At 67.7% G+C, this 20,539-nt stretch carries 18 protein-coding genes; 11 read left to right on the top strand and 7 right to left on the bottom strand.

Going from position 1 to position 20,539, the window contains the following annotated elements; genetic code table 11:
• On the bottom strand, positions 1-355 hold a 355-nt coding region (locus tag AC1D1G_RS25870; protein WP_477954216.1), incomplete at its 3' end, for a citrate/2-methylcitrate synthase.
• 270 nt (positions 356-625) lie between these two features.
• Here AC1D1G_RS25870 and pdxH point away from each other — a divergent pair.
• The 5 genes from pdxH (at position 626) to AC1D1G_RS25895 (ending at position 5,773) form a co-directional block, all read left to right on the top strand.
• Entirely contained in the window at positions 626-1,297 is a 672-nt protein-coding gene (gene pdxH, locus AC1D1G_RS25875) for a pyridoxamine 5'-phosphate oxidase (RefSeq protein WP_477954227.1), read from the top strand.
• 42 nt (positions 1,298-1,339) lie between these two features.
• Entirely contained in the window at positions 1,340-2,626 is a 1,287-nt protein-coding gene (locus AC1D1G_RS25880; protein ID WP_283330749.1) for an MFS transporter, read from the top strand.
• A 52-nt stretch (positions 2,627-2,678) separates the two neighbouring features.
• The gene (locus AC1D1G_RS25885) at positions 2,679-3,638 is read left to right on the top strand and encodes an aldose 1-epimerase family protein (protein ID WP_477954218.1); all 960 of its coding nucleotides are present in this window, start codon (positions 2,679-2,681) and stop codon (positions 3,636-3,638) included.
• Positions 3,639-4,067: 429 nt separating this feature from the next.
• A complete protein-coding gene (locus tag AC1D1G_RS25890) occupies positions 4,068-5,363 on the top strand; it encodes a citrate synthase (RefSeq protein WP_005244092.1) in 1,296 nt (431 codons plus the stop codon).
• Between the two features lie 47 nt (positions 5,364-5,410).
• Positions 5,411-5,773, top strand: coding sequence for an FKBP-type peptidyl-prolyl cis-trans isomerase (locus AC1D1G_RS25895; RefSeq protein WP_280778592.1), 363 nt, complete (start codon positions 5,411-5,413; stop codon positions 5,771-5,773).
• Positions 5,774-5,803: 30 nt separating this feature from the next.
• Here the strand turns inward: AC1D1G_RS25895 and AC1D1G_RS25900 are convergent, their stop codons facing one another.
• Positions 5,804-7,168 (bottom strand): sensor histidine kinase, encoded by a 1,365-nt coding sequence (locus AC1D1G_RS25900; RefSeq protein ID WP_283330751.1) that lies wholly within the window; start codon positions 7,166-7,168, stop codon positions 5,804-5,806.
• On the bottom strand, positions 7,165-7,881 hold the full coding sequence (locus AC1D1G_RS25905) for a response regulator transcription factor (protein WP_477954219.1): 717 nt from the start codon (positions 7,879-7,881) through the stop codon (positions 7,165-7,167). Before AC1D1G_RS25905 ends, AC1D1G_RS25900 begins: the two co-directional genes overlap by 4 nt.
• An 82-nt stretch (positions 7,882-7,963) precedes the next feature.
• Between AC1D1G_RS25905 and AC1D1G_RS25910 the strand changes: the two genes are divergently transcribed.
• Complete coding sequence (locus AC1D1G_RS25910; protein WP_283330752.1) at positions 7,964-8,881, top strand: mechanosensitive ion channel family protein; 918 nt, start codon at positions 7,964-7,966, stop codon at positions 8,879-8,881.
• Positions 8,882-8,910: 29 nt separating this feature from the next.
• On the top strand, positions 8,911-10,251 hold the full coding sequence (locus AC1D1G_RS25915; protein WP_283330753.1) for a cryptochrome/photolyase family protein: 1,341 nt from the start codon (positions 8,911-8,913) through the stop codon (positions 10,249-10,251).
• Between the two features lie 21 nt (positions 10,252-10,272).
• On the opposite strand, the gene AC1D1G_RS25920 is transcribed toward AC1D1G_RS25915, so the two are convergent.
• Positions 10,273-11,496: an MFS transporter gene (locus tag AC1D1G_RS25920; protein ID WP_477954220.1), complete on the bottom strand. Its 1,224-nt coding sequence runs from the start codon at positions 11,494-11,496 to the stop codon at positions 10,273-10,275.
• Positions 11,497-11,592: 96 nt separating this feature from the next.
• Between AC1D1G_RS25920 and AC1D1G_RS25925 the strand changes: the two genes are divergently transcribed.
• Positions 11,593-12,168, top strand: a complete 576-nt coding sequence (locus tag AC1D1G_RS25925; protein WP_317571030.1) for a TetR/AcrR family transcriptional regulator — start codon at positions 11,593-11,595, stop codon at positions 12,166-12,168.
• Positions 12,169-12,172: 4 nt separating this feature from the next.
• On the opposite strand, the gene AC1D1G_RS25930 is transcribed toward AC1D1G_RS25925, so the two are convergent.
• Both AC1D1G_RS25930 and AC1D1G_RS25935 read right to left on the bottom strand, forming a co-directional pair.
• Positions 12,173-14,107: a propionyl-CoA synthetase gene (locus AC1D1G_RS25930; RefSeq protein ID WP_477954221.1), complete on the bottom strand. Its 1,935-nt coding sequence runs from the start codon at positions 14,105-14,107 to the stop codon at positions 12,173-12,175.
• A 68-nt stretch (positions 14,108-14,175) separates the two neighbouring features.
• Positions 14,176-15,213 carry an alpha/beta hydrolase gene (locus AC1D1G_RS25935; RefSeq protein ID WP_283330756.1) on the bottom strand — a complete coding sequence of 346 codons (1,038 nt, stop codon included), beginning with the start codon at positions 15,211-15,213 and terminating at the stop codon, positions 14,176-14,178.
• A 146-nt stretch (positions 15,214-15,359) separates the two neighbouring features.
• Here AC1D1G_RS25935 and AC1D1G_RS25940 point away from each other — a divergent pair, with 146 nt between their 5' ends.
• The 3 genes from AC1D1G_RS25940 to asnB all read left to right on the top strand — a co-directional run bounded on the left by AC1D1G_RS25940 (position 15,360) and on the right by asnB (position 19,576).
• A complete protein-coding gene (locus AC1D1G_RS25940; RefSeq protein WP_477954222.1) occupies positions 15,360-16,034 on the top strand; it encodes a GOLPH3/VPS74 family protein in 675 nt (224 codons plus the stop codon).
• Between the two features lie 59 nt (positions 16,035-16,093).
• A complete protein-coding gene (locus tag AC1D1G_RS25945; protein WP_477954223.1) occupies positions 16,094-17,563 on the top strand; it encodes an HNH endonuclease signature motif containing protein in 1,470 nt (489 codons plus the stop codon).
• A 171-nt stretch (positions 17,564-17,734) separates the two neighbouring features.
• Positions 17,735-19,576, top strand: coding sequence for an asparagine synthase (glutamine-hydrolyzing) (asnB, locus tag AC1D1G_RS25950; RefSeq protein ID WP_477954225.1), 1,842 nt, complete (start codon positions 17,735-17,737; stop codon positions 19,574-19,576).
• Here asnB and AC1D1G_RS25955 read toward each other — a convergent pair.
• Positions 19,573-20,539, bottom strand: a 967-nt coding sequence (locus AC1D1G_RS25955; RefSeq protein WP_477954226.1) for a carboxyl transferase domain-containing protein, incomplete at its 5' end; no start/stop codon positions are given. The genes asnB and AC1D1G_RS25955 overlap by 4 nt on opposite strands.

Here is a 20,539-nt window from a genome sequence, read left to right on the forward strand (position 1 = left end):
AGGCGCGGGCGAGTTGTTCGCGGGCGGTGTCGTCGTCGATGTCGAGGAGGGGTTGGTATCCCCAGATGGGGGCGAGCATGGCGAGGCCGGCCTGGACGTCGACGCGGACGTCGCCGGTGTGCACGGGCAGGGGGAACGGTTCGGCCGGGGGTAGTCCGGGGCCGAAGCGGCCGTCGACGAGCAGGGCCCACACGTTGCCGAACGTGACGTGCTTGGAGACGAGTTCTTCGATGTCGACGCCGCGGTAGCGCAGGGCGCCGCCGTCCTTGTCGGGTTCGGCGATGTCGCTGGTGAACGCGACCACGCCTTCCAGTCCGCTGACGAAATCGTCCGGTATTGCCGCGCTAGCTGACATAGCTCGTGGACTCTCCTCGTTCGAGTGCCCCCGGTCAGAGCGGCACTGTCTCGGCGTTCGACAATTGCGCTCGGCGTGCATGCGGGATGGGCAGGCACCTTCGTCCGCGCAATCGACTTCCCTTCCCCGGGCATCGCACGATCGCGGCTGCAATCCGAGGGGACGGGTTCGGTCCCCAAAACTTTAGCCGGTGTCACCGGAGAGTTGATCAGTGCATACCCGGGAGTAGCGTTCTCGGCTGTGTCTTCAGATGCAGAACAGCCGAAACCGGTGAACAAGAACCTCGCGGCCATGCGCGTCGGTTACGCACACCAGGGCGCTGACGGACGGTACGTCGACTCCGATCTGGACGCCGACCAGCTGAGCGACGGCTGGCTTCCCCTGATGCGCCTGTGGCTCGAGGACGCCGTGGAGGCCGGGGTTCCCGAACCCAACGCGATGACACTCGGAACCGTCGACGAGCACGGACATCCGTGCACCCGCACCGTCCTCTGCAAGGGATTGAGTGCCGACGGTGTGCTGTTCTTCACCAACTACGACTCGGACAAGGGCCGCCAGCTGGAGGCGGTGCCCTACGCGTCGGTGACGTTCACCTGGGTGCCCGTCGCCCGGCAGATCACCGTCCGCGGTCCAGTCGAGCGCGTGAGCGCCGAGGTCACGGACGAGTACTGGCACAGCAGGCCCCGCGGATCCCGGCTGGGGGCGTGGGCCTCCGAGCAGTCGAAGCCGATCGGTTCGCGGGCCGAACTGGACGCCGCGCTGCTGCACGCGGCGGAGCGTTTCCCCGTCGACGTCGACATCCCGGTCCGGCCAGACTGGGGGGGAATCCTGATCCGCCCCACGGTCGTGGAGTTCTGGCAGGGCCGCGCCAACCGGATGCACAACCGAATCCGGACGTCGCTGGTCGACGGCTCGTGGACGGTGGAGCGACTGCAGCCGTGACGGCCTGGGAATAGTGAGCATGGGAAACGAGCTAAGGGAAGAATGACCGAGACCGTCACCGAGAAGAAGAAGCGGCGGCTGCTCGCCGACACGGCGCCGCTGCAGAACCGGGACTACCGCCGCCTGTGGGCGGCCGGGATCGTGACGGTGATCGGCGGGCAGCTCAGTGTCGTCGCCGTGCCGCAGCAGGTGTACGAGATCACCCGCAGCTCGGCGTACGTGGGTCTGACCGGTGTCTTCGCGCTGGTACCGCTGATCGTGTTCGGGTTGTGGGGCGGCGCGCTGGCCGACGTCATGGACAGGCGGAAACTGCTGACGATCACCACCGTCGGACTCGGTGTGACGTCCGTGCTGTTCTGGGTGCAGGCGGCGCTGGGCCTGGACAACGTGTGGCTGGTGCTCGGACTGCTGGGGTTGCAACAGGCGTTCTTCGCGGTCAACCAGCCCACCCGCAGTGCGATCATCCCGCGGCTCATCCCCGCGGAACAGCTGGCCGCCGCCAACTCGCTCAACATGACGGTCATGCAGTTCGGCGCCATCGCCGGACCGCTGCTCGCCGGCGTGATGATTCCGACGGTCGGTCTGTCGACGCTGTATCTCGTCGATTCGATCGCCCTGCTGGCCACGCTGTGGGCGGTGCTCCGGCTGCCTGCCATTCCGCCGACGGGGGAGTCGCGCCGGGCCGGGCTGCGGGAGGTGTTCGACGGGTTCGCCTACCTCGCGACGCAGAAGGTCCTGCTCGCGTCGTTCGTCGTCGACATCATCGCCATGGTGTTCGGCATGCCGCGGGCGTTGTTCCCGCAGATCGCGCACGACACGTTCGGCGACCCGGCATCGGGCGGTGTGGCGCTCGGACTGCTGTTCGCGGCGATGTCCTTCGGCGCGGTGGCCGGTGGGGTGTTCTCCGGCTGGCTGCCGAGGGTCCGGCGCCAGGGCCTCGCCGTGATCGTGTGCATCGTGTTGTGGGGTCTCGCGATGGTCGGCTTCGGCGTCGTGGTGGGGCTCGCGTCGCCCGGCGACAGTCCGGTCCTGTTGTGGATCGCTCTCGCGTTCCTCGCATTCGGTGGTGCCGTCGACATGGTCTCCGCCGCGTTCCGCAGCACCATGCTCCAGCAGGTCGCCACGGACGAGATGCGCGGACGACTCCAGGGCGTCTTCATCGTCGTCGTGGCCGGGGGCCCGCGGATCGGTGACGTCGTGCACGGCGCGGCCGCGGCGGCGGTCGGGACGAGTGTGGCGGCCGCGGGCGGCGGCGTCCTCGTCGTCGTCGGTGTGGTGATCGCCGCGCTCGCGTTCCCGGCACTGGTGCGGTACAAGGTCACCCGCTAGGTTCCTGTGCGCCATCACATATCTCGTGCCCATCTCGGGCACACTGAAGTGCATGGGTGAACCGCAGTCTTCGAAGACGGACAGGCCTGCCACGGCCGGATTCGAGATCCGGGGAGGCGGCTACCGGGCCGGTATCGCGGCCACCGGCGCCGGACTACGGCTACTCGAATGGGACGGTCCGGACGGGCCGATGGCGCTCACCGAGACGTGGGACATCGGAACCCGGCCACCGTTGTCGGCGGGGTTGATCCTCGCGCCGTGGCCCAACCGGATCCGCGACGGCCAGTTCGTCTTCGACGGCATCGACCATCAGCTCGAGATCACGGAACCGACATTCGGCAATGCCAGTCACGGATTCGTCCGACGCCGGGACTGGCGTGTCGTGAATCACGCCGACGACCGCATCGAGTTGTCGATCGACGTCGGCCTCCACAAGGGGTGGCCGTACCCGCTGCGGCTCACCGTTGCCTACGTCGTGGGCGACGACGGCCTGACCGTGACGCACACCGCCACCAACACGGGCGCCATCCCGGCACCGTTCGGGATGGGCTTCCACTCCTACGTCCGCGCCGGCGACTTCCCGCTCGACGAGTGCACGCTGCGACTGTCCGCCGGCACCCGGCTGCCTCTCGACGAGCGCATGCTGCCGAGTGGGGGTTCGCAGCCCGTGGCAGGCACCGAATACGACTTCACCAGCCCGCGCACGTTGGCGGGCGTTGCGCTCGACACCCCGTTCAGTGCACTGGACGTCGACGCGGACGGCAGGTCGCGGCACGAATTGCGGGCGCCGGACGGCACTGGAACGATCCTGTGGGCGGCTCGTGAGTTCGGTTGGCTGCAGGCGTTCGTCGCGGATCCGGACGCCGGGAAGTCGTACCCGGGCCGCGGGCGGGCGCTGGCGCTCGAACCGATGACGTGCCCGCCGGACGCGTTCAACTCCGGGATCGATCAGTTGGTGCTCGCTCCGGGGCAGCAGTGGGCGGGTGTGTGGGGCATGTCCGCGGTGGCGTAGCGGTTCAACTTTCGAGCATCGAGTGCCCACTTGGTGAGACGGTGTAACACCGGTCGCGGTCCGGCCGATACGTCGGGCGGGGGTTCTTCTGTCGCGGCTGCGGCGCTTTGTGTCACCCTCTGTTCTTTCCCTCACCGCGTCGCGCGTCGCGGTGTGTGTTCTCCGCAGTCTTCGGCATCTGTGCAGGTAACGCGGCCAGTCCAGTCTCGGGCAACTGGCCCTCACCGATTCCACTCCCGTGCCGTGCGGGCAAATCGGACACTCGCCGATCCCGTTCGGCGACCCTTCCCGGTGGTCGCCGCGCATCCCGCGGCGGACCCGGATCGCGGGCTCTGAGCGGACCCGCCTTCGGCACGCAGGCCAGAGTGGGACTAGTTTCTACCTGAATGAAGTTGTTACTCATTGGTTTGAGCTTGAGAGGGATGCTTCGTGCCTGACAATGACACAAAGCCCACGCTTACCTACCCTGGTGGTGAGCACACGATGTCCATTGCCAGGGCAACCGAGGGCAATGACGGTATCGAACTGGGCAAGCTGCTCGCCAGCACCGGGTACACCACCCTGGACCCGGGTTTCGTCAATACCGCCTCCACCAGCTCCGCGATCACCTACATCGACGGTGAGCACGGGATTCTCCGCTACCGCGGGTACCCGATCGAACAGCTGGCCGGGAAGTCGACCTTCATCGAGGTCAGCTATCTGCTGATCTACGGTGAGCTGCCCACCACGGCGCAGCTCGAGTCGTTCACCGACAGGATCCGGCGCCACACGCTGCTGCACGAGGACCTCAAGAGGTTCTTCGACGGATTCCCGCGGAACGCACACCCGATGCCGGTCCTGTCCAGCGCCGTCAACGCGCTGTCCGCGTACTACCAGGACTCCCTGGACCCGGCCGACCCGGAACAGGTCGAGCTGTCGACCATCCGACTTCTCGCGAAGCTGCCGACCATCGCGGCCTACGCGTACAAGAAGTCCGTCGGGCAGCCGTTCCTGTACCCGGACAACTCCCTGAACCTGGTCGAGAACTTCCTCCGGATGACGTTCGGCTTCCCCGCGGAGCCCTACGAGATCGATCCCGAGATCGCCAAGGCTCTCGACATGCTGCTGATCCTGCACGCCGACCACGAGCAGAACTGCTCGACGTCGACGGTGCGGCTGGTCGGCTCGTCCGACGCCAACCTGTTCACCTCGATCTCCGGTGGCATCAACGCACTCTGGGGCCCGCTGCACGGCGGCGCCAACCAGGCCGTGCTGGAGATGCTCGACGAGATCAAGGCCAGCGGCAGCAACGCGGACGACTTCGTCCGCAAGGTCAAGAACAAGGAAGACGGTGTGAAGCTCATGGGCTTCGGGCACCGCGTCTACCGCAACTACGACCCGCGCGCGGCGATCGTCAAGCAGACGGCACACACCATCCTCGAGAAGCTCGGCGGCGACGACGAGCTGCTCGACATCGCGATGGCGCTCGAAGAGGCGGCGCTCACCGACGACTACTTCGTCGAGCGCAAGCTGTACCCGAACGTCGACTTCTACACGGGTCTGATCTACCGCGCGATGGGTTTCCCCACGCGCATGTTCACCGTTCTGTTCGCCATGGGCCGCTTGCCCGGGTGGATTGCACACTGGCGCGAGATGCACGAAGATCCCGCTACGAAGATCGGCCGTCCGCGCCAGATCTACACCGGTTACACCGAGCGTGACTACAAGGACGTCACAGGTCGCTGATCGCGAATTCCTGTGCCGAACCATAGAGGCCTCACCGAGGAGGACATATGACCAAGCCCGAGATCGAGTTCCAAGACGGACCTGCCCCGACCGACCTGGTCATCAAGGACGTGGTGGTCGGAGAGGGCGCCGAGGCCGTACCCGGGGGCACCGTCGAGGTGCACTACGTCGGCGTCGAGTTCGAGTCCGGCGAGGAGTTCGACTCTTCCTGGAGCCGCGGCGAGTCCATCCAGTTCCCGCTGCGCGGCCTCATCAAGGGCTGGCAGGACGGCATCCCCGGCATGAAGGTGGGCGGACGTCGTCAGCTCACGATCCCGCCGGAGCTGGCCTACGGTCCCGCCGGCGCCGGACATCAGCTGTCCGGCAAGACGCTGGTCTTCATGATCGACCTGCTGGACGTGAAGGAATAGTCTCCCCAGCACCGAAAGCCCCGCATCACCTCACGGTGACGCGGGGCTTTCCGCTTTTCCTGCTTCCGCTTTCGGGGGCTGGTGTGTGGTGTCGGTGTGGAGTTCGACGACGAGGCGCGCGCCACCGAGCGGGCTGACCTCGAAACGTGCGCTGCCGTTGTGCAGTGCCGCCTGCTGCGCGACGAGCGCGAGGCCGAGGCCCGACCCGCTCTTCGTTGCGTTGGAACCGCGGTGGAACCGTTCGAACACCACGGCCCGTTCGGCCTCGGGCACCCCCGACCCGTTGTCGTCGACGATGACGGTGGTGATGCCGTCGGCCGCTCTCAGCGTGATCGTCACCGCGGTGGCGCCGCCGTGCCGGACCGCGTTCTTGATGGCGTTGTCCAGGGTGAGCCGCAGCCCACCGGGCATGCCCCGAACCGTCACCGGGGTCGCGTCGACGGTCACCTGCAGTCCCGGATTGTGACGCATCGCCTCCTCGGCGGCGAGGTCGCTGATGTCGACGAGGTCGCAGTCCACGAAGTCCTGGTCGGTGGACAGTTCGCCGCGGGCGAGGCGTTCGAGATCGGACAGCGTCGATTCCACCCGGTCTTGTGAGCGGGCGAGGTCGCGGAGGATCTCGTGCTGCTGATCCGGCGTCAGGTCGAGAGTGGTGAGGACCTCGAGGTCGGTGCGCATCGCGGTGAGCGGGGTCCGGAGTTCGTGTGCCGAGACGGCCGCGAAGTCGCGTGCGGTGGCGAGCGCGGCGGTGGTCGCGTCCTGCGCCTCCGCGACGTCGCGCAGCATCGATTCCGCGGCGGAGGCCAGTTCGTCCGCCTCCCGGACACCGGAGGTCGTGGGTGTCAGCTTCGGTTCGCGGCGCACGATGCGGCCGGTCAAGTCGACCAGCGGTCGCACGGCCCGACCGCCGAACAACCAGCCGAGACCGCTGGCCGCGGCGATGGCGAGCACTCCGACGAGGGCCACCTGTCGTTGCTGCTCCGACGTCACGTCCTGGGCTTCGGCGTACGGCACGGCCAGGGAGATCCGGGTGCCGAGGAGCGGAACGGTCGCGGTGTACGCCCGGTACTTCGTGTCACCGACCTCGACGGTCTGCTGGCCCGGGTCGAGTTCGGGCAGCTGGGTGGGGGTGCTGACGAGCACGGTGTTGCCGTCGGCCGAACGGATGGTGATGGCGAACGCACCCTTGTCGCCCAGTGCCCCGAGGAACAGTCCCGCGGTGGCCGCGTTGGGAACCAGGACGTCCGACGCCGTCTCCAGCCGCCGGTCGAGTTGCGACAGGTTGTTCCGGTTGATCGCCAGCGACACCAGGATGCCGAGGGCCACGACGATGATCGTCGCCCCCAGTGCGGTCGCGGCGGCCACGCGGGTCCGGAGGGAGAACGACCGTTTCACGACGGTTCCCGGAGCACGAACCCGACTCCGCGGACCGTGTGCAGGATGCGCGGTTGACCACCGACTTCGAACTTGCGACGCAGGTAGCCGACGAACACGTCCACCACGTTGGTGTCGGCGACGAAGTCGTACCCCCACACCAGTTCGAGGAGTCGCTCACGGCTCAGGACGATGCCGACGTTGCGGGCGAGAACCTCGAGGAGTTCGAATTCCCGTTTGGTCAGCGTGACCTCCTCGCCCGCCATGAAGACCCTGCGTGCGGACGTCCGGATCTCCAGCGCACCGACGCGGATCGGTGGGGTCGCGGGCGACTCGGCCGGCGCGGCGGCCGTCGTTCCGTGCCGCCGCAGCATCGCCCGGATCCGAGCGATCAGTTCGGCGAGGACGAACGGCTTGACCAGGTAGTCGTCGGCGCCCGACTCGAGGCCGGAGATGCGGTCGTCGACGGTGTCGCGGGCGCTGAGCACGCAGATCGGGATGTCGTTGTTCATCGCGCGCAGGGCGGTCACCACACCGGTGCCGTCGATGACCGGCATGTTCATGTCGAGCACCATCGCGTCCGGACGTCGTTCGCTGACCACCCTGAGCGCGTCGGCGCCGTCGACGGCCGTGAGGACGGTGAATCCGGACAGCCGCAGGCCGCGTTCGAGGGACGTCCGCACGTCCTCGTCGTCGTCGACCACGAGGACACTGGCTGAGTCGGTGACGGTCACTCCTGCATTGTGCCGTGAGCGCGACCACTGAGCGTGCGGATGGCAGTTGTGGGAGCGTGTCTCGTCCGTACACTCGTTGGAGATGTTTTCTTCGCTGCAGGCATTCGAACTGACCGAAACCAACCGTGACTGGCTGATTCACCGCCCGGCCGAGATCGCGACCTACGTCGTCCTGGCGCTCGTGCTGCGTTTCGCGTTGCACCGGATGATCGACCGGATGACGCGGCCCCGGGAGCCTTCCGACAAACCGGCCATGCTCCGACCCCTGCGGGAACGCGCCCCGCGCGGCGTCAAGGAGGCAATGGTCAACGAGCGCCGCGCGCAACGTGCCCGGACGATCGGGTCCGTCCTCAAATCGACCGTGTCGATCGTGGTGCTCATCTGGGTGGTGCTCCAGGTCCTCGCCGTCCTCGGCGTCAACGTGGCCCCGTTCATCGCGTCGGCCGGTGTGATCGGTGTCGCACTCGGTTTCGGTGCGCAGAACCTCGTCCGGGACTTCCTGTCGGGCATCTTCATGCTGCTCGAGGACCAGTACGGGGTCGGGGACGTCGTGGACCTCGGCGAGGCCGTGGGAACGGTCGAGACGGTGGGTCTGCGGGTCACCACGATCCGCGACGTCAACGGCACCCTCTGGTACTGCCGCAACGGTGAGATCGTCCGCGTCGGCAACATGAGCCAGGGTTACGCGGTCGCGGTGGTCGATCTGCCGATCGCGCACGCCGCCAACGTGCAGCGGGCGTGCGAGGTGGCGCTGGAGGCCGTCACCGAGGCGGCGAAGGGTGACGCGATCGCGGCCGACGTACTCGAACCCCCGGAACTGCTGGGCGTCAACTCGGTGACCGCGGAATCCGTCACACTGCGGATCACAGCGCGGACCAAGCCCGGCAGGCAGTGGGCGGTGCAGCGGACGTTCGCCCGCGCGGCGCTGTCGGCGTTCGACCACTACGACATCGACGCGCCGTACCTGTCGGTGCTGTCGTCTGCTCGCTCCACCAACTGATCGGCCTGCGCTTCGTTACCGTGGCAGGCATGGACACCGCACTCGTCTGGTTCCGGCGCGACCTCCGGCTCGGTGATCTGCCGACGCTTCACACGGTGGCCGAGTCGGGGGCGCGGGCGCTCGGGCTGTTCGTCCTCGACGACCGGCTGCTGAAAACATCGGGCGGTGCTCGCCGGGACTTCCTGTTCCGCAGTCTCGCCGCACTGGACGACCAACTCGACGGCCGGTTGCTGGTGGTGAAGGGCGATCCCGTCGACGTGGTTCCGAGGGTCGCGAAGAAGGTATCCGCCGAAGAAGTGCACGTGAGCGCGGACTACGGGCCCTACGGTCGCGAGCGCGATGCCGCCGTCGCCGAGCATGTCGATCTGGTGGCCACCGGTTCGCCGTACGCGGTGGCGCCCGGCCGGGTGGCGAAGACGGACGGGGAGCCGTACCGCGTGTTCACCCCGTACTTCCGGCAGTGGCTCGAACACGGGTGGCGCGCGCCGATCGACACCGGGCCTGCGACGGTGGAGTGGGTCGACCCGGACGACGTGAAGGCGCGGCGGGTGACGATCCCCGAACCGGAATCCGACGGGTGCCCCGCGGGTGAGGCGGCGGCGCTGCAGCGGTGGGCGGAGTTCTGCGAGGACGACCTCGCCGGTTACGAGGATGCGCGGGATCGTCCCGGTCTCGACGCGACCAGCCGGATGTCGGTGTACCTGAAGTACGGCAACATTCATCCGCGGACGATGCTCCGCGATCTCGCGCGCCGCCGTAGCAAGAGCGCCGAGCAGTACCGGCGGCAGCTCGCGTGGCGGGACTTCTACGCCGACATCCTCTTCCAGCGTCCCGACAGCGCCCGCGGAAACTACGATCGCCGCTTCGACCACATCCGCTACGACAGCGGTCCCGACGCCGAGGAGGCGTACACGGCGTGGTGCGAGGGCCGCACAGGGTTCCCGATCGTCGACGCCGGGATGCGTCAGCTGAAGGCCGAAGCCTGGATGCACAATCGGGTGCGGATGATCGTCGCGTCGTTCTTCGTCAAGGATCTGCACCTGCCGTGGTGGCGGGGTGCCCGCTACTTCATGAACCAGCTCGTCGACGGGGATCTGGCGAACAATCAGCACGGCTGGCAGTGGACCGCGGGATCGGGGACGGACGCGTCGCCGTACTTCCGGGTGTTCAACCCGACGACGCAGGGGGAGAAGTTCGACCCCGACGGCGAGTACGTGCGGCGGTGGGTGCCCGAACTGCGTGGCATCCCCGGCAAGGCCGTTCACGCTCTGAAAGACGTTCGCCCCGAGGATTATCCGCCGCCGATCGTCGACCACGCCCATGAACGGCAGGAGGCCCTCGCCCGCTACGGCGAGATCAAGGCCCCGTGAGTACTTGTTAACCGCGGGCGGTTAACAAGTACTCACAGGCGCTTTGCGCATGAGGAGCCCGAGGAACGCTGCCGCGGCGAGGACGATGACGAGTCCGCCGTAGATGCGGGTGGTGTCGACGAGTCCGACCTTTCCGACGAGATATCCGGCGATCAGTGCCGGAACGCTGTTGGCGAGGTAGGCGATCACGTAGATGCTCGACAGCAGGCCCGCGCGCTCGTGCGGTTCGGCGAGCGGCATGACGGTGCGGATGGTGCCCTGGAAGCCGGCGCCGAACCCGATGCCCGCCACCGCCGTTCCCGCGAGAATCCACAGCGCCGAGGACGTTTCGGCGCCGATCAGGGTGACGGCGACGCCGGCGACGAGGGCGGACGCGCCGACGTACAGGATGCGGCGTGCCGCCACGTTACGCAGCAGGAACACCGCGAATGCGCCGGTCCCGGTGAGCGTCGCGACCATGACGGCGCCGATCAGCGACGTGTGGACGTCGAGCGCGTTGCGGGCGAGCGAAGGTCCGAGTGACAGGTAGAAGCCGCCCAGCGCCCACACGGCGACCAGGCAGGGTCCGGTGAGGACGAGCATGCCCAGTGCGGTGGACGGGACCGCGAGCGTCGGCCGCATCGATGCCAGAGCCCCCCTCTGCCGGACCGCAGTCTCGGGTGCGGCCCAGATGCCGAGGATCTCGAGGAGGAACAGCGCGAAGAACACCAGGAACACGGTGCTGGTGGGCCGGGGAAGGTGCTCGCTGATCAGGCTCGATCCGATGGCGCCCAGTGCGAGGCCGACGGTGGGCGCGATGCTGTTGACGGTGGCGCCGCGTCCGGGCGTGCGTTCGAGGTCGAGGAGTGTGGAACCGAGTGCGCTGATCGCGGCGCCGGTGGCGAAACCCTGCACGACCCGGGCGAACAGCAGGAGGCCGATGCCTTCGGCCGTCGCGAACATGATCATCGAGGCGGCTTCGACCACGAGTGCCGTGATCAGCACGGGCCGACGGCCGACGTAGTCCGAGAGCGACCCGACGGTGAGCAGCGCCAGCAGCAGACTCACGGCGTAGATGCCGAAGACCAGGGTCGACTGCAGCGACGAGAAACCCCAGTTCGACTGGTACACCTCGTACAGCGGGGTGGGTGCGGCAGACGCGCCGAGCAGGGTGGCGATCACGACCGCGACGAGCGTGAAGGCGGCTCCTCGGCGCAGTGCGGGTCGAGACGTCGGTGGTGCTTCGGGCGCGGCAAGCGTCGTCATGGCGTACTCCCGGAAACATTAATGCAAAAGGTTTGCGTTAGTGGACGCTACGCCGCCACCATTCTTAATGCAACGTCTTTGCGTTAGCATGGGGGCATGAGTCCGGCTCCAGGTCCGCGCCCCGGTGGTCGCAGCGCCCGCATCCAGCAGGCGGTGCACGCGTCCACGCGCAAACTTCTCGACGAGCGCGGCCGTGCGGACATCACCGTCCCGATGATCGCCGCCGACGCCGGGGTCACCCCGTCGACCATCTACCGGCGCTGGGGCGACATCACCGAATTGTTCGCGGACGTCGCGCTCGAACGTCTGCATCCCGACGCGTCCCCACGTGAAACCGGCAGTGTGCGAGGCGACCTCGTCGCCTGGGCGCAGGACTACCTCGAGGAGATGTCCTCGCCGGTGGGGCGGGCGGCACTGCGCGACGTCGTGATGAGCGCCGACACCCTCAGGTCCGAGGACGGCACCAATCAGTTCAAGTGCGCGACGTTCTGCCGCACCCAGATCGAGACGATCCTCGGACGCGGCGAACCCGTGCAGGGCGTGGTCGAGCACGTGATCGACCACGTCGTGGCGCCGATCATCTACCGCATCCTGTTCGACCTCGACCCCCTCGAACCGGACCGCGTCGAGGAACTGGTGGATCACGCACTCGACGCGGCCGTCCGGGTCTGAGAGGTCAGCCGCCCAGCTGCTTCTTCAGCGCGTCGAGCACGGCGACGTCCTCGATGGTGGAGGGCACCGTGTACTCCTCGTGGTCGGCGATCTGCCGCATCGTCTTGCGCAGGATCTTGCCCGAGCGGGTCTTGGGCAGCGCCTGCACGACCGTCACGTCGCGGAACGTGGCGACGGCGCCGATCTGCTCGCGCACCATCGCGACCAGTTCATTGCGGAGTGTCTCCGGGTCGATCTCGACCCCGGCCTTGAGTACCACGTAACCGCTGGGCCGCTGGCCCTTGAGTTCGTCGCGGATCCCGACCACCGCGCACTCGGCGACCGCGGGGTGTCCCGCGACCACCGCCTCCATGCTGCCCGTCGAAAGACGATGTCCGGCAACGTTGATGACGTCGTCGCTGCGGCCGAGGACGAACACGTACCCGTCCTCGTCGATGTAACCGGAGTCGCCGGTCAGGTAGTAGCCGTCGAACGTGGCGAGATACGACCGTACGTACCGCTCCGGGTCGCGCCACAACCCGGCCAGAGTGCCCGGGGGCAGCGGCAGTCCGATCACGATGTTGCCCTCGGCCCCGGCGGGAACCGTGTTCCCTTCCGCGTCGACCACCTGGACCCGGTACCCGGGCACCGGGACGGTGGGGGAGCCGGCCTTCAGCGGCATCGGTTCGAGCCCGCGCAGGTTGGAGCAGATCGCCCAGCCGGTCTCGGTCTGCCACCAGTGGTCGACGACGGGCCGGCCGAGGACGCGGGTGGCCCACGCGTACGTGTCGGGGTCGAGGCGCTCGCCCGCCGCGAACAGCGTCTTCAGCGAGGAGATGTCGTACTTCTCGATCTCCTTCGCGTCGGGATCGGCCTTGCGGACGGCCCGGATCGCGGTCGGGGCGGTGAACAGTGCCGACACACCGTGATCGGAGATCACCCGCCAGAACGCGCCCGCATCCGGGGTCCCGACCGGCTTGCCCTCGTAGAGCACGGACGTGRCACCGGCCAGCAGCGGCCCGTAGACGATGTACGAGTGCCCGACCACCCAGCCCACGTCGGACGCGGTCCACCACACGTCGCCCGCGCCGATATCGTAGATGTTGCGCATCGACCACGTGAGCGCGACGGCGTGCCCGCCGTTGTCGCGGATCACGCCCTTCGGCTTCCCGGTGGTGCCGGACGTGTAGAGGATGTACAGCGGGTCCGTCGCGGTCACCGGAACCGGTTCCACGGGTGCCGCATCCGCCATCAGCGCGTCCCAGTCGAACCACGCAGCCCCGTCACCCCGGTAGTCGGCGGCCGAACCGGGGACCTGCTCCCGGTCCTTGACGATCACCGTGTGCGGAGGGGTTCCGGACAACTCCAGCGCCTTCGCCACCATCGGCAGGTAGTCGACGGTGCGCCCCGGCTCGAGGCCGCCCGACGCCGTCACCAGCACCACCGGCCCGGCGTCGTCGATGCGGGTCGCGAGTTCCTTCGCAGCGAAACCACCGAACACCACCGAGTGCACGGCGCCGATGCGGGCGCAGGCCAGCATCGCGATCGCCGCCTCGGGGATCATCGGCATGTAAACGATCACCCGGTCACCGGCCACCACACCCTGGTCCTTCAGGACGCCGGCGAACCGGGACACCTCGTCGAGAAGTTCTGCGTAGGTGTAGGTGCGAGACGCAGCGGGGGCCATCGCCGAGTCGTAGATCAACGCCGCCCGGTCCCCGTTGCCGTCCCGCACGTGCCGGTCGAGGGCGTTGAAGCAGGTGTTCAGCGTCGCGTCCGGAAACCACCGGTACATCGGGGCGGCGGAGTCGTCGAGCGCCTGCGTCGGCGGCGTCACCCACTCGACGGCCTCGGCGGCGGCGAGCCAGAAGTCCTCGGGACTGTCGGTGCTCCGGCGGTACACCTCGGCGTAGTTCTGGCCATGGTTGTCGCTCGAAGGCGGAGTCCCCGGGGAGCTCATCGATGCACATCCTCTCGTCGTCGTGTGACCCGCAACACCCTATGCGACGTCGGCGCGCGATGATGCGGTCAGAGGCCGAGGGAACCGGCGATCATCGGCCAGGAGTTGTGCAGGTCGTCCTGCCAGTAACCCCACGAGTGGGTGCCGGTGGGCCGGAAGTCGTACGTGGCCGGGATTCCCAGCGCGTTCAGTCTGTCGGCCAGCCGATGGGTGCACTCGTTGGTTCCGGCCTCGATGATGCCGCCGATGATCACCTGGTTAGCCAGCGTGCCCACATCTCCGTTGATGTCCGGGCCGTTGAGGTTCTCGTGGACGCCGGGCAGCCCGGTGGCGTTGCTGATGTACAGGTCGATGCCACGCAGCTTCTCGGCGTTGACGACGGGGTCGTTGGCCACCCAAGCGGGGTCGTCGGGCGGTCCCCACATGTTCTCGACGTCGCCGCCTCGGAAGCTGACGACGAAGGTGACGTAGTCCCGGCCCGGTTTGGTGCTCGTCTCGGCGCACCCGCTGAACGCGCCGACGGCGCGATACAGCGACGGGGCCGCCTCGGCCAGGCTCAGGACGGATGTGCCCGACATCGACAGACCCGCGATGGCATTCTCACCGTTCGTTCCGAGTGTGGCGTCGACGATCGGGGGAAGTTCCTCGGTGAGGAAGGTGGTCCACTTGTTCACGCCGAGGACGGGATCGGGCTTCTCCCAGTCGGTGTAGTAGCTGTACGCCCCGCCGACGGGAGTGACGACGTTGACGTTCTTGTCGGCGAAGAAGTCGACCACGTCGGTCCTCGCCTGCCAGGTTGCCGAATCCTCGCCGCCGCCGGCGCCGTTGAGCAGATACAGGGTCGGCCGGGGCACGCTCGTGTCGGCGGGGCGGATCACCTCGAGGAGAATCACTTTCTCCATCGCCGCCGAGTAGACGTACATGTTCAGTTGACGGTCGTCGATCTCCTCGATGTGGTCGAGGACGGATCCGTCTGCCGACGCCGGCTTGTCGGCGGGAAGGGCCCGCCACTCGTCCGCCGACGCCGCTGCCACCTGACCGAACATGGCCGACGACGCAACGACGGCAACCGCCAGGAGTGCCCGACAGTGTCCGATCGCGCTCATAGCCGCTCCTCGTGCTTTTCTGCGGTGCCCGACAACCGTCCGGTGAATACTCAGAACATTGCCCCTTCACGGTAACCGGCAAACATTCCCCGGGGCGGCTGAACGGACACCGGACTTCGTCGCGACGTCGGCCCTATCGTGGAAGCATGACGCTGCTCGCCGAAGACCTGCTGTTGCTGCTGCTCGACGACACGTCGGGAAAGCCCGTCGTCGACGGGACCCGGATGCCGCGCGTCCTCGCCGGCGCCGTTCTTCTGGAACTGGCTCTGGGCGACGTCGTCACCCCGGCCGAACCCGGCGAGGACGTGAAGAAGGGGCGTCTCGTCGTCCGGGACGGAGCGTGGCCGCAGGATCCGCTGCTCGCGCGGGCCGTCGACCTCATCGGTACGTCCAAGCCGATGAAACCGGAAGCAGCCATCGAGAAGCTCGCCAAGAACCTGCGCGACGAACTCGTGAAGCGCATCGTCGACGCGGGATGGGTCCGCGAGGAGAAGGGCAAGGTGCTGGGCATCTTCCCCACCACGCGGTGGCCGGAGGTCGACGGCAGCCACGAACGCGCGCTGCGGTCCGAACTGAGCGCCGCACTCCTCGACGGGGTCGCCCCCACTCCACGCACCGCCGCGCTCGTCTCGCTGCTGTCCGCCGTCGACGCGGCCCCGAAGCTGTTCCCGGACGCCGATCGTCGCGCCGTGAAGAAACGGGCGGAGGAGATCGCCGAAGGGGACTGGGCAGGCACTGCCGTGCGCAAGTCGGTCGAGGCCGTCAACGCCGCAATCATCGTCGCCGCCACCGTGCCTGTCATCGTGGCGGGGAGTGGCTAGGCGTTGGGCTATTCTTCGGGGTCTTGTGGAGCGCAAGGGATTTCGCTAGGGTAGAACACATGTTCGATACGGGGGTATTCGATCGGGGGGTTCGCGAGACAGTCTGCTGTCTCGTCGACGGGGAATCCGATGTGGGTCTGGTCGTGTTGATGACCGACCTGCATCGCAGTGAATCGGTGGTGGCCGAACGGAAGCTGGCGGTCATCGCCGAGCTTTTCGTGCGCCGCACTGCCGAGGTCGAGTCCGACGGGGCGTGGACGTCGACCGCGCACGAAGTCGTCGAGGCCGAGATCGGTGCCGCGCTCACCATGGGCCGTGCGGCGGCGGGTCGGCTGATCGGTCTGGGTATGTCGCTACGCACCCGGTTGCACGCCACACGCGAGGCCATGGCACGCGGTGATCTCGACATGTACCGGGTGCGCCTGATCGAGGACGCGACGGCAAACGTCAGCGATGACCAGATCGGCGAGGTCGAACATCAACTCCTCGAACAGGTTCTGGTCCCACCGCGCTCCGGTGGAACCGGGTTGACCGGCCGCAGGCTGACGAATGCCGCCAACCGCATCATCGCAAGGCTCGACCCGGCAGGGGTGCGGGCCAAGCGGGAGAAGGCGCAGGCAGACCGGTTCGTCGGAGTCGGCGCGGCTGAGGACGGCATGTGCCGAATCCTCGGATCCATCCCTGCGGCGCAGGGTCGCGCATTCGACGCGAGATTGCGTKAACTGGCAAACACTGTGTGCCCGAACGACCTTCGAACGTACGAACAGAGGCGGGCCGACGGATTGTCCGCGCTCATCGACGGGGTCGGGTTCGTGCACTGTGAATGCGGGCGGGTCGATTGCGGCCAGGACTCCCGCATCGCGACGACCGCGCGCAAGCCCCTCGTGCACCTGATCATGCTCGACTCCACACTTGCGGGCGACGACGAACCGGCCTACCTCGACGGCTACGGAATCGTCGACGCGGCGCACGCACGCGAGATCGCGGCCGTCGCGGAAGTCGAACCGGTGCGGGCACCGAGCTCTGTCGTCCCGACCATGTACCGTCCCGGCACCGTGCTCGACACCTGGATGCGGGTGCTGGCCGGCGGGTGCGAATGGTTGCACTGCGATGTGGCGGCCTGGAACACGGACCTCGATCATCATCGGCCGTTCGACCATTCCGATCCCGCGGCCGGAGGTCCGACAATGGCCGGGAACATGACTGCTTACTGTCGAAATCACCACCGGCTCAAACATTCCGGTCACTGGAGGGTGACTGCTGGCGGTGGAATCGAGTTGGTCGCGCCCACCGGTCACCGATACCGACCGCGGCCGTCGGGGCTCCTGGGTGCCGGAAGTGACCCGGCCGCGGCCGCGAGTGGCCATGCCAAGACCGCGGCCCGCCGCCGCACCCGTGCGCAGAACACCGCTGCCCGGATTCGGGCGGAGCGCCGCCGACGGCAGGCGCACCTGGATGCGGTCCGGCACCGGTCGCCCGGTGCACGCGCATCCGGGGCCTACGCGACCGACGAACCCGCGCCGTTCTGACCGGCGGTGCTCCGGGCCCACCGCCTGCGCGCCGAAAAGGGTTACCGTGGAATGTAGGTGGTTAGCAAGAGTAAAGAACTGTCAATGTGATTGCTACGGTTCCGACTCGGTTCGCCACCTCGCAACTGACCACGCGCTGAAGGAAGGCGCCAGCGACAGTCGGAGGAACACATGTGCGGAATCGCCGGATGGATCTCGTTCGAACGCGATCTACGCGTCGAACAGTCCACCGTGGATGTCATGGCCGAGACGATGAACTGCCGGGGGCCGGACGATCGCGGCACCTGGGTCGTCGAACACGCCGCGCTCGGGCATCGAAGGCTCGCGATCATCGATCTGCCGGGTGGGCATCAGCCGATGAGCGTGGACATCCCCGGCGGGACCGTTGCGATGGTCTACTCCGGTGAGGTGTACAACTTCGGTGAACTGCGCGAGGAGCTGTACGGGCGCGGTCACCGATTCGCCACCGACTCCGACACCGAGGTGGTGCTCCACGGATACCTGGAGTGGGGAGAGGCCGTCGCGGAGCGGCTCAACGGCATGTATGCCTTCGCCATCTGGGATTCGCGGACCGACACCCTCGTGATGATCCGCGACCGGATGGGCATCAAGCCGTTCTACTACTACGAGACCCGAGACGGTGTCCTGTTCGGTTCGGAACCCAAAGCGATCCTTGCCAATCCGATCGCCGAGTCGACCGTCACGATGGACGGGATCCGGGAACTGTTCGCGTTCGTGAAGACACCGGGACACGCCGTGTGGGACGGCATGCGTGAGGTGGAACCGGGCACGGTGGTCACCGTCTCGCGCACCGGACTGCGGACGCACCGGTACTGGACCCTGCAGACCCGTCCGCACACCGACGACCGGGACACCTCCGTCGCGCACGTCCGTGAACTCCTCGACGACATCGTGCGCAGGCAACTGGTCGCCGACGTGCCGCGCTGCACCCTGCTGTCCGGTGGTCTCGACTCGTCCGCGATGACCGGCATCGCCGCCGAGCAGCTCGCCGAGGTCGGTGAGACGGTCCGCACGTTCGCCGTCGACTTCGTCGGTCAGACCGAACATTTCGTGGCCGACGAACTGCGGGGCACCCCGGACACTCCGTACGTGCACGACGTGGCCCGGCGGTCCCGGACCGCGCACCAGGACATCGTCCTCGACTCCGACGCACTCGCGGACCCCGCTGTGCGCGCGAAGGTCATCCGGGCACGCGACATCCCCATGGGCCTCGGCGACATGGACGCGTCGCTGTATCTGCTGTTCAAGGCGATCCGTCAGCACTCCACGGTGGCGCTGTCGGGTGAGTCTGCCGACGAGGTGTTCGGCGGATACAAGCAGTTCTTCGATCCGAAGGCGCAGCAGGCGAACACCTTCCCGTGGCTCGTGCAGGTCGCCGAGCACTTCGGCGACGAGAGCAACATCTTCACCCCGGAGGTCACGGCGGGGCTGAACATGGACGACTACGTGCAGGACTCGTACTACGCGGCCGTGTCCGGGATCGACCGGCTGGACGGCGAATCCGACTTCGAGTGGCGGATGCGCAAGATCTGTCACCTCCATCTGACGCGTTTCGTCCGCGTGCTGCTCGACCGCAAGGACCGCGCGAGCATGGCCGTCGGACTCGAGGTCCGGGTGCCGTTCTGCGATCACCGGCTGGTCGAGTATGTCTACAACACGCCGTGGTCGCTGAAGACGTTCGACGGCAAGGAGAAATCGTTGCTGCGGGCGGCGACCAGGGATGTGCTGCCGCAGTCGGTGATCGACCGGGTGAAGTCGCCGTACCCGTCCACCCAGGACCCGAAGTATGCGGTGGCGTTGCAGCAGCACGGCAAGGACCTGCTCAGCGATCCCTCGAACCCGGTGTTCGGCCTGGTCAGTGCGGACTGGCTGTCCCGGGCGGTCTCCGTCGACACCCCGCAGATCAATCAGGTGTCGCGTCGCGGACTCGAGCGCACGCTCGACCTCGCGCTGTGGATGGACATGTACAACCCGACGATCAAATTGTCTTAGTCCAGGCCGAGGTTCCGGTAGCGGGCGAGCCGGGCTGCGAAGCGTTCGCTCTCGGGAACCCCGGTCAGGGCACGGAGTTCCCGGGAGATGGCCTCGCCGACCCGCTTGGAGAAATCGACGGCCTCGTCGGCGGCGTCCGGATGCTCGGGGATGATGGCGTCGATGACGCCGTCGCGCAGCAGGTCGAGCGAACGGATGCCCTGCGCGGCCGCCATCTCGGGGGCGTGCGAGGTATCGCGGTGGACGATCGCGCTGGCGCCTTCGGGAGGAAGCGGGGCCAGCCACCCGTTCTGCGCGGCGAGCACCCGGTCGGCAGGGAGGAAGGCGAGCGCCCCGCCGCCCGTGCCCTGACCGAGCAGGACGGACACGGTCGGCGTCTTCAACGTCACGAGGTCGGAGATGCAGCGGGCGATCTCAGGGGCCAGGCCGCGTTCCTCCGCTTCCTGAGACAGCGCTGCACCGAGGGTGTCGATCACCAGGACCAGGGGGATCTGCAGCTCCTCGGCCAACCGCATGCCGCGGCGGGCCTCGCGGAGGGCGGCGGGCCCCATCGTGTTCAGGGCGGACTGCCCGGCGCGGTCCTGGCCCAGCAACACGCACGGTGCGCCCCGGAAACGAGCCAGCGACAGCAGCACCGTCCCCTCGGTTTCGCCCTGACCGGTGCCGCTGAGGGGCACTTGCTCGGTGGCCGCGTGCCGTAGCAGGTGTCGGATGCCGGGCCGGTCGGCGCGCCGCGACAGCATCACCGACTGCCACGCGGGCACGTCGGGAATGTCGACGTCCGGCGCCGGTTCGGTGACGGTGGCGGTCGACGTCGGCGGATCGATCAGCACCCGCAACGCCCGGTGGACGAGCCGGCGCAGGCGCGTGGCGGGGACGACGCCGTCGATGACGCCGTTGCGGTACAGGTTCTCGGACGTCTGCACGCCCTCGGGGAACTTCTCGCCGTAAAGGGCCTCGTAG

The organism is Rhodococcus sp. P3_B8 (assembly GCF_056402775.1).

Coding starts and splice junctions, on each gene's coding strand:
- asnB (WP_477954225.1), top strand. CDS start 17,735: ATGTGCGGAATCGCCGGATGGATCTCGTTCGAACGCGATCTACGCGTC.
- AC1D1G_RS25915 (WP_283330753.1), top strand. CDS start 8,911: ATGGACACCGCACTCGTCTGGTTCCGGCGCGACCTCCGGCTCGGTGAT.
- AC1D1G_RS25940 (WP_477954222.1), top strand. CDS start 15,360: ATGACGCTGCTCGCCGAAGACCTGCTGTTGCTGCTGCTCGACGACACG.
- AC1D1G_RS25910 (WP_283330752.1), top strand. CDS start 7,964: ATGTTTTCTTCGCTGCAGGCATTCGAACTGACCGAAACCAACCGTGAC.
- AC1D1G_RS25935 (WP_283330756.1), bottom strand. CDS start 15,213: ATGAGCGCGATCGGACACTGTCGGGCACTCCTGGCGGTTGCCGTCGTT.
- AC1D1G_RS25880 (WP_283330749.1), top strand. CDS start 1,340: ATGACCGAGACCGTCACCGAGAAGAAGAAGCGGCGGCTGCTCGCCGAC.
- AC1D1G_RS25925 (WP_317571030.1), top strand. CDS start 11,593: ATGAGTCCGGCTCCAGGTCCGCGCCCCGGTGGTCGCAGCGCCCGCATC.
- AC1D1G_RS25920 (WP_477954220.1), bottom strand. CDS start 11,496: ATGACGACGCTTGCCGCGCCCGAAGCACCACCGACGTCTCGACCCGCA.
- AC1D1G_RS25885 (WP_477954218.1), top strand. CDS start 2,679: ATGGGTGAACCGCAGTCTTCGAAGACGGACAGGCCTGCCACGGCCGGA.
- AC1D1G_RS25895 (WP_280778592.1), top strand. CDS start 5,411: ATGACCAAGCCCGAGATCGAGTTCCAAGACGGACCTGCCCCGACCGAC.